This is a genomic window from Actinomycetes bacterium (assembly GCA_036510875.1).
Classification (GTDB): Bacteria; Actinomycetota; Actinomycetes; order Prado026; family Prado026; genus DATCDE01.
The window spans coordinates 1-8,563 of record DATCDE010000374.1; the positions used below are offsets into that span (position 1 = coordinate 1).

At 68.0% G+C, this 8,563-nt stretch carries 11 protein-coding genes and 1 pseudogene; 7 read left to right on the plus strand and 5 right to left on the minus strand.

Annotation, left to right across the window (positions count from 1 at the left end; all coding sequences use genetic code 11):
- Window positions 1–42 precede the first annotated feature (42 nt).
- The 4 genes from VIM19_21225 to VIM19_21240 all read right to left on the minus strand — a co-directional run bounded on the left by VIM19_21225 (window position 43) and on the right by VIM19_21240 (window position 2,556).
- Window positions 43–807: an ABC transporter permease gene (locus VIM19_21225; protein HEY5187352.1), complete on the minus strand. Its 765-nt coding sequence runs from the start codon at window positions 805–807 to the stop codon at window positions 43–45.
- A complete protein-coding gene (locus VIM19_21230; GenBank protein ID HEY5187353.1) occupies window positions 804–1,736 on the minus strand; it encodes an ABC transporter ATP-binding protein in 933 nt (310 codons plus the stop codon). The genes VIM19_21225 and VIM19_21230 overlap by 4 nt, the downstream gene beginning before the upstream one ends.
- A gap of 308 nt (window positions 1,737–2,044) precedes the next feature.
- Window positions 2,045–2,176, minus strand: coding sequence for a hypothetical protein (locus VIM19_21235; GenBank protein ID HEY5187354.1), 132 nt, complete (start codon window positions 2,174–2,176; stop codon window positions 2,045–2,047).
- 140 nt (window positions 2,177–2,316) lie between these two features.
- Complete coding sequence (locus VIM19_21240) at window positions 2,317–2,556, minus strand: hypothetical protein (GenBank protein HEY5187355.1); 240 nt, start codon at window positions 2,554–2,556, stop codon at window positions 2,317–2,319.
- Between the two features lie 410 nt (window positions 2,557–2,966).
- Here VIM19_21240 and VIM19_21245 point away from each other — a divergent pair, with 410 nt between their 5' ends.
- From VIM19_21245 to VIM19_21275, 7 genes are all read left to right on the plus strand, one after another.
- The gene (locus tag VIM19_21245) at window positions 2,967–3,851 is read left to right on the plus strand and encodes an ABC transporter ATP-binding protein (protein ID HEY5187356.1); all 885 of its coding nucleotides are present in this window, start codon (window positions 2,967–2,969) and stop codon (window positions 3,849–3,851) included.
- Between the two features lie 97 nt (window positions 3,852–3,948).
- A complete protein-coding gene (locus VIM19_21250; protein HEY5187357.1) occupies window positions 3,949–4,668 on the plus strand; it encodes an ABC transporter permease in 720 nt (239 codons plus the stop codon).
- A 140-nt stretch (window positions 4,669–4,808) separates the two neighbouring features.
- A complete protein-coding gene (locus VIM19_21255) occupies window positions 4,809–5,033 on the plus strand; it encodes a hypothetical protein (GenBank protein HEY5187358.1) in 225 nt (74 codons plus the stop codon).
- A 138-nt stretch (window positions 5,034–5,171) separates the two neighbouring features.
- A complete protein-coding gene (locus tag VIM19_21260; GenBank protein ID HEY5187359.1) occupies window positions 5,172–5,771 on the plus strand; it encodes a DinB family protein in 600 nt (199 codons plus the stop codon).
- Window positions 5,772–6,359: 588 nt separating this feature from the next.
- The gene (locus tag VIM19_21265; protein HEY5187360.1) at window positions 6,360–6,554 is read left to right on the plus strand and encodes a DUF1918 domain-containing protein; all 195 of its coding nucleotides are present in this window, start codon (window positions 6,360–6,362) and stop codon (window positions 6,552–6,554) included.
- Between the two features lie 94 nt (window positions 6,555–6,648).
- The gene (locus tag VIM19_21270; protein HEY5187361.1) at window positions 6,649–7,440 is read left to right on the plus strand and encodes a phosphocholine cytidylyltransferase family protein; all 792 of its coding nucleotides are present in this window, start codon (window positions 6,649–6,651) and stop codon (window positions 7,438–7,440) included.
- 14 nt (window positions 7,441–7,454) lie between these two features.
- Window positions 7,455–8,114 carry a CDP-alcohol phosphatidyltransferase family protein gene (locus VIM19_21275; protein ID HEY5187362.1) on the plus strand — a complete coding sequence of 220 codons (660 nt, stop codon included), beginning with the start codon at window positions 7,455–7,457 and terminating at the stop codon, window positions 8,112–8,114.
- A 317-nt stretch (window positions 8,115–8,431) separates the two neighbouring features.
- On the opposite strand, the pseudogene VIM19_21280 reads toward VIM19_21275, so the two are convergent.
- A pseudogene (locus VIM19_21280) lies at window positions 8,432–8,563 on the minus strand (transposase).

Below are 8,563 nucleotides of genomic sequence, written 5' to 3' on the forward strand. Positions count from 1 at the left end.
CGGCGCCTCGGTGGCGTTGTCGGACGGGGCCCCGGGAGTTGGTTATTGCCAGCGGAAGAAGCGGGCGGACAGGGCGGTGGCGATGATGAGGATGGCGCTGAGCACGGCGACGTCGAGACGAAGGCTGGCCCAGGGCGCGTCGAACCACAGCCCGCGCATGAGTTTGACGACGTAGGTCAGTGGGATGAAGTCGGTGACGTGGCGGAGTCCGGGTGGCAGCAGTTCCTGCGGGAGTGAGGCGCCGGACAGGAACATCATCGGGTAGGCCAGGACCATCCCAATGGTCTGGGCGACCCGTGCGGTGGGGGCGAGGCTGGCCAGGAGGTAGCCCAGGGCGAAGAAGGTCAGGGCGCTGAGGGTGAAGCCGGCCAGGATGGCGGGGACGCTGCCGGCTGGGCGCACCCCGAAGGTCATTGCCCCGACCACGATGAGCAGCACGGTCCCGGTGAGAGTCATCAGGTAGTAGGCGGTCACGTCGGCGATCAGGTAGCTCAGCGGCCGCAGCGGGGTCACCCGGTAGCGGCGCAGGACCCCGAGTTCGCGGTTGGTGGCGGTTTGGACTGGGATGCCGATTAGGGCGACGGTGACGATGACGATCCCGATGTAGGCGGGGACGGTGACGTCCATCGACCCGCGCCCGCCGAACACCTCGTTGGGTTCGTTGCCGTAGATGACGCCGAACAGCAGCAGGAGCAGCGGGGCGAAGGCGATGGTGAAGAAGGTGGCCACCGGCTCCCGGAGGAAGAGCTTCACCTGGACGACCATCATCGGGAGCAGCCCACGGCTGGTCTGCGTCAGCGTGGTCATGGCGCGCCGTCCCGGATCTGGTGGCCGGTCAGGGCGAGGAACACGTCCTCCAGGCTGGGCTGCTCGGTGCGCAGGTCGTGGAAGGCCACCGCGGCTCCGTCCAGGACGCCGAGGATCGGGGCCAGCGACCGGTCGGACTCGCCGTGCACGGTGACCCGGCCACCGGAGCGCTCCACCCGGGTCACCGCGGGTAGGGCGCGCAGGGCAGCCAAGACGTCGTCGCCGGCGTCCTCGCTGACGAAGGTGACCCGCTGCTCGGCTCCCAGCGTACGGACCAGGTCCGCGGGCACGTCCAGGGCCACCACCCGCCCCTGGTCGATGATCATCACCCGGTCGCAGAGGCGTTCGGCTTCCTCCATGAAGTGCGTGGTCAGCACGATGGTCTTGCCTCGATCCCGCACCCCCCGGACCAGGTCCCAGGTCGCATGTCGGGCCTGAGGGTCCAGACCCGAGGTCAGTTCGTCGAAGAACACCAGATCGGGATCACCTACCAGCGCCAACGCGATCGCCAGCCGTTGCCGCTGCCCACCCGACAAAGCGCCCCACGCGACCCGGACCCGATCGGCCAGGCCCAGCTCGTCGAGCAGCGTCCGAGGTGGCAGCGGATGTGCGTAGAAGGAGGCGAACAAAGTCATCGCCTCGCCCACCCGCATCCGTGCCGGCAGGGCGGACTCCTGCAGCTGCGCGCCCATCCGCTCACGCAGCGCATCCCCCTGCCGCTGGGGGTCCAGACCCAGCACGCGGACGACACCCGCGTCCGGGGCGCGCAACCCCTCCAGACACTCCACCGTCGTCGTCTTCCCCGCCCCATTCGGACCGACGATCCCGAAGACCTCCCCGGCACCGACCTCGAACGAGACCCCATCCACAGCCACCGTCGAGCCATACGACTTGCGCAGGCCCACCACACTCACCACAGCGACCGGCACGAAACCACCGTCACACCGCCCGATTAGGCGCCGCCAGAGGAGTCAGTCCCTATCGCCGCACCAGCCACACCTCCAGGTGGTTCGCCGGGTCGACGGTGTCCGGGACCTCGGCTGTGCCGATGCGGTACAGGCTCACCACCGCGGACACCCTTCGCCGTACGCGAAGTCGGTCGGCTCCATCAGGTCGCGATCGCCGTTCTCGCGCGCTCGTTCACAGTGGGCTCGCACGTCTGCTGCTCGCACCGTCACCGAGTGCGTGACCTCGCCCGGAAGGGGAGGACGGCTATCGCCGCGGACATTGCCGACGATCAACGCGCCGTCACCGAACTGGAGCTGAGCGCGTGGATCTTGCCGATCCGTACGCGCTCCACGAACCCGAAGGCCGAACACAGCCAGGCGACGGCCTCGCGCACGTCGGGATAGATCAAGGCCGGGATCACCGTCGCCGCCTGGACCAAGGAATCGGCTTCATGCCGCCTCTTGCACTGCGCCCCACACCAACCGTCGTCCCGTCGAACGCCGAATTGATGCGCACTTGATCCGCAGGGGCGACCCTGAAGGCGGAGCCTCTGCCGCCCAGCTACTCGGTTTCGCTGATGATCCGGCTCAGCAGTGTGGCGGCTACCTGACTGCCTTCGTCGACGAGGCGGTTGAGCGTGTCGACATCGCCGTGTGCGGCAGCCACCTCAGCTAGGCGGTCCGCTGCCAACTCGTTGCCCGCGTCGATCAGGTAGTTCAGCGTGTCAACGTCGCCGCGGCCGGTGGCCAGCTCGGCGAGCCGATCGGCCGCCACCCCGTTCCGCGCGTCGATGAGGTGCACCAGGCGAAGAACGCCCGCAGGTCCAGCACGTACGCCTCCCTCGTGCGCCCCGAGTAGCGAGCCAAGAACCCTGCCGCGGCCAGCTGCACCGCGCCGAACGCCGGCAGCGGCTCCGGGCGCATCACCTGCGTCGAACCAGACATGAGGACCTCCGAAAGGGCAGAACGAACAGGTCCTCAAAGGCATCGACCCGCGGAACCCCCGAAGATCAGTCCGGCGCAGGCCGAAACGACCCGACACCAGAGCACAAGAACCGGCTACTTGAGCGGCTCAGGCAGGCACTTGGGTCACGACCGCGGCGTTGTTCAGTTGGCCCGCCCCTCCCGAGCAGAACGCGGAGGACTCACGTGGGAGACCTCGACCGTGGGGTTGTCGTGGCCGAGGATGATGGTGCGGGTGGAGGTGTTGCCGTGCCGGTGATCGAGGTCCGTGGCCTGAGTAAGGCGTATGGGTCGCTGGTGGCTGTCGACGATCTCGACCTGACGGTGGAGGCTGCCGAGATCTTCGGCGTGGTGGGACCGAACGGGGCGGGGAAGACGACCACGGTGGAGTGCATCACCGGGTTGCGGGTGCCTGACAGCGGCTCGATTCGGGTGCTGGGACGCGACCCGCAGACCGACCGGAATGAGGTGCGGCAGCGCGTTGGGGTGCAACTGCAGGAGAGTGCGCTTCCGGCCAAGATCCGGGTCAGTGAGGTGCTGGAGTTGTTCGGGTCGTTCTACCGGCGATCGGTCGACATCCCGGATCTCGTCGAGTCGCTCGGCCTGGCCGCTCACCGGGACGTGTACTTCCGAGCGCTGTCCGGAGGGCTCAAGCAGCGCCTGTCGATCGCCCTGGCGCTGGTCGGCGATCCGGAGGTGGCGGTCCTCGACGAGTTGACCACGGGCTTGGACCCGCATGCGCGTCAGGAGACGTGGGAGTTGATCGAGTCGGTGCGTGCTCGCGGCGTGACCGTGGTCGTGGTCACCCACTCGATGGAGGAAGCGGAGCGTCTCTGCGATCGGGTCGCGGTCATCGATCAGGGCAGGTTGGTGGCCTGTGGCACGCCGACCGAGCTGACCGAACAGGGCGGGGGGTTGACTCGTATGTCTTTCCGGACCTCAGGACCCTTCCCGGACGAGCTGCTGACGAGCCTGCCGGATGTGTCCTCGGTGCACCGGCACGGGGACACCGTCGTGGTCACCGGTGTGAGGGACCTGGTCACCGACGTCGTGCTCGCCCTGCACGGGCGGGCATCCGGGCGCGAGAGGTCCGCGTCGACTCGGCATCCCTCGAACAGGCGTTCCTGTCCCTGACCGCAGACCCAGCGCCGGGGCCAGCGCCGAGCGGTTCGGCATGACAACGACCTCGGTCGTGCCTGTCGCTCAGTCGGCGCGAGCGTTCGCACGCTTGGTGCGCACCGAGTTTGTGCTCAACGTGCGTGAGCCCGCTGGCCTTGTCGTCGGGCTCGGTCTGCCGGTCCTGCTCATCGTCGTCTTCGGGAACATCCCCACGTTCCAAGACCCTCAGGCTGCGCTCGGAGGGCTAACACCACTCGACGCCTACGGGCCAATCCTCATGGTGTTCACGCTCACCATGCTGGCCCTCAACGCGCTGCCCCTGCGGTTGGCCACCTACCGTGAGCTCGGGTTCCTCCGGCGTCTGGCCGTCACCCCGGTTCACCCGTCCCGGCTGCTCGCCGCGCAGCTCACCGTTTACGCCGCCATAGCGGTCGCCGCGATCACGCTGATCCTCAGCATCGGCGCCGCCGCGTTCCACCTGCGCCTACCGGGGTCGCTCCCCGGACTGGCCCTCACCCTGTTCCTGACCGCGGCCGCCCTGTTCCCACTCGGGCTGTTGATCGCCTCAACCGCGCCCACAGCCAAGGCCGCCGGGGCCATCGGCGGCATCCTCTTCTTCGCCTTGGCGTTCTGCTCCGGACTGTGGTGGCCCCTGCAAACCATGCCCGCCCCGCTGCGCGCCGTCGTGGAGAAGACCCCCACCGGTGCCGCGGTCCAAGCCCTCACCGACACCATCTCGGGCAACTTCCCCAGCCTCGGGCCCCTGGCCGTCCTCGCGATCTACGCCATCGTCTTCACCACGCTCGCGGTCCGAACATTCCGATGGGAGTAGCCCGCTCCGCTACCCCATGGCAGTGCCGTCGCCGTTGCCTACCACGCCGGCGCGCATGAACCGCTAGCGTGCCGCCGGGGCTGCACGCGAAGTGCCTGATCGCGCTCGCTTCCGCGGTGGCGACGAGGCAGGATGCGCGAGTGGACCATGACGAGGCGCGCTACCGCGAAGCTGAAGTCGAAGGCTTCCTCATCGGCATGTTCGCCTCGTACGGCGACGTGGGCGATGCCTGGGTGACTGCGCCCGACGGCAGCCAATGCTCGTTGGTATGGGAGACCGGCGAGCCCAGGTACTTCCGTCAACTGATCGCACCTGATCCAGAGGGTCGGTGGGTGCCTGGGCCGTGCAAAAGCCGCTGCCGATGACCACCGACGAAGAGGCTGCCACCTACCTCGGCGCACTCCTGCCCTAACTGCGGCAGCAACGGGAGCAGTGGCGAACTACCCGTGCATAGGTGCCGTTCTGGCTCGCCTGTTCTTGCTTCGATCGGGCACGATTCTCGGATGGACTCTGGCGTAGTGAAGAGCGATCTTCACCTGTACCTGCAGGCTGCCCGCGAGGCTCTGCTTTGGAAGTTGGACGACCTGTCGGAGTATGACGTTCGACGCCCCATGGTGCGGACGGGAACCAACGTGCTCGGGATCGTCAAGCATGTCGCCACCGTCGAAGCCTGGTACCTAGGGGACGTGTTCGGCCGCCCGTTCGGGGAGCCGTTGCCGTGGTTCGATGATGACGCCGAACCGAACGCGGACATGTGGGCTACCGAGGATCAGACTCGGGCCGACATCGTCGGTCTCTACCGCCGGGCTTGGGTTCACTCCGATGCCACCGTGGAAGCCCTCGATCTGGACGTGGTCGGTCAGGTGCCGTGGTGGTCACCGGACGGCCACGTGTCCCTGCATCGCATGCTGGTCCATGTCATCGCCGAGACGCATCGCCATGCCGGTCACGCCGACGTCGTTCGTGAACTCATCGATGGAGCAGCCGGACTACGGAGCGGCAACGGGAACCTCCCCGCACTGGACGAGGCATCCTGGCAGTCCCACCGGGACCGTCTGGAGCGTGTCGCCAAGCAGGCGGACCAACACTCGGGCGCTCGCTGACCGCGCGACCGAAGTGCTGCCGATCGCGCTCGGGTCGTGAGGCAGACTCACAGGCATGGACAACGTGGGGATCTGCTCGCTCTGCGGTCAGGGCGTGGCGTCCGGTGACTCGTTCATCGACACAGGCCCGACCGACTGGAGCGACCCGACGACGCTCCCGGCATCTCGCTGGGTCCCCGTCGACACCGACGTCCACGGATGGACCCCGTTCGTTATCACCCATCCGGTCTGCTGGGCAGGTGAGCACTCCCTCGAAGACCTCGCTGGCCTCGCGGATGAGTCCCACCGACTGCTCCGCGCCCAGTTGGGGCGATAGCGCAGAGGGGACCGATCGGGGCGGTTCGCTGGCCGGGCTGCGAGACGGCCTGGGCCCCCAGCGGCGGGGAGGCTCCCGGGCGCGTCGGAGGGCTACTTCGGCTGACGTGGTGTGGCTGCGGGCGTCGTGTCAGCAGGGAAGTTGGTTTCGGTGGCGAGGTCCTGCCGACCGCTGGGCGGCACCGGCGTCGGGTCGAACGACCCGCGCGCCGACGCTTGGAACGCTGTTGAATTGGGGCAGGACGCAAACCGGGGCGGGTGGTGGAGGTCGTCATGCAGGCACAAGTGGGAGACAAGATCCACGTCCCCAGCCGCACCGTCGGCACTCATGAGCGCTGCGGCCGGATCGTTGAGGTGCGGGGCCGTAATGGGGAGCCGCCTTACGTGGTGCGCTGGGATAACGAGGACGGGGATCGACTCTTCATCCCGTCGGGCGGCGTGGTCGTCGAGCCGGCTCGGACATCTTGACGGCCTTGTCCGACCCCCCAGGCCCGCCTCGGGGGGATCGGGGAGCCGAGGGACGCGTATGAATCGCCACGAGTTCGCGACCGATGGTGCACGGGTGCGCACCGCGGTGCTGCTCGCTGCCGGCCTGGGCAGCCGGCTGGCGCCGTTGACCGACGCGGTGCCGAAGTGTCTGGTCTGCGTGAGCGGGGTGCCGATCCTTGGGCGACTGGTCCTCGCCCTGAATGGTCACGGGTTCGAGCGCCTGGTCGTGGTCACCGGTTACAAGGCCGCGGCGATCCGCGACTACCTCGGTGAGCGCTTCGGCGGCATCACGATCGAGTACATCGTCAGCCCGCTGTTCGAGACCACCAACAACATCTACTCGCTGTGGCTGGCCCGAGACGTGATCGACGACGCGTTCCTGCTGGTCGAGAGCGATCTCGTTTTCGACGAGGATCTGCTGGCGCCGCTGCTGCACCCCGACCGGATCGCCGTCTCCAGGCAGCTGCCGTGGATGAGCGGGACCACGGTCACCCTCGGCGGGGACGGCCACGTCAACGCCTTCTACACCGCGCCCCCGGGCGTCTACGGCCAGCACTGCACCGACGTCGACCACTACATGGCGGTCAACATCTGCAGTCTGGCGCGCGACACCTGGGCCGAGGTCGGCACGCGCCTCGACCAGCACGTGGCAGCCGGCCAGACTGGCTACTTCTATGAGTACGTGTTCGAGGAGATGACCGCCGACGGCTGCATGGCCCCGAAGGCCGTGATCTTCCCCGCCGACCGTTGGTACGAGATCGACACGCCGGCCGATCTCCGTGCGGCCGAACTGGTGTTCCCCAGACACCTGCACCCCGCAGGAGGGTCCGGGCGGACAGCCCTCAGCGCTGGGGCGGCGGGGTGAGCCGATGCGGCAGTGTGAGCGGCAGCGGCAGCCGCGGCGCGTCGCGGCCGTCGGCCGGTCCCGGGCCGATGCTCTCGTTCGCCCGGGACCTGCCCAACGTGTGCTCGCTGGCCGGGCTGCTGGCCGCGGTGCTCGGGCTCTACTTCGCGATCCGCGGCGTCTACCCAGCGGCCGTGATAGCACTGCTCTGGGCGGTCGTTTTCGACTGGAGCGACGGCCTGATCGCCCGACAGATGAATCGACGCACAGCCGATCAGCAGGCCTTCGGCGCCCAGCTCGACTCACTGATCGACCTCGTCAGCTTCAGCGTCGCGCCGGCAACCCTGCTCCTGAGCGTCGGGCGCTTCAACGTCTGGTTCGTCCCCGGCGCGTTCGTGATCCTCGCTACCGGGGTGATCCGGCTGAGTTACTTCAACGTCTTCGGGCTGCTCGACGATTCGACCTACCGGGGGCTGGCCCTCGACAACAACGTCATCGTCCTGGCGCTCCTCTTCGTCGTCGAACCAGTCGCCGGCACGGCGATCTTCGCGATCGTGCTCTACATCGCCCTGATGGTGCTGGCCGCCCTCAACGTGGCTCCGATCAAGACGCCCAAGCTCGGCGGGCGGTGGTACTACGCCGTCATCCTGTACGCGCTCGTGCTGACCGGGGTCTACGGCTGGCAGCTGGCATAGCCGACCGGCCGGGGCGCGACCCCGTCTGGTGGTCCAAACCGACGGCCTGAACAATCTCGGTGATCATCAGCCAGACCTGGGCACAAGAGCGCAAATGTGATGCAGGGCGGGGTGATCCAGCAGTGGCTGGCACTATCCGCGGCATGGTCGGACGTTCCGTCCGACGAGCGGCAATTCAAGGAAAGTGTGCGGAGGACGCTGGACAGTGGACGGCGCGGCCAGATGAACTCCAGTTCTGTGACATCCGCCTCTGGCGTCCCTGAGGCCCGCGCGGTATCCGGGAGGAGGCCACAGGTGGCCGGTTTGCCGAACGCACCCAGGGTCGCCTTGTCCCGCCCCGGCGCGGCCCAGACCAGCCGTCGCTGGTCGTGGTCGACGACGACGGTGAGGTAGTGGTGCGAACGCTTGTAGCTGATCTCATCGATCCCGATCCGGCGCAGCCCTCCGAG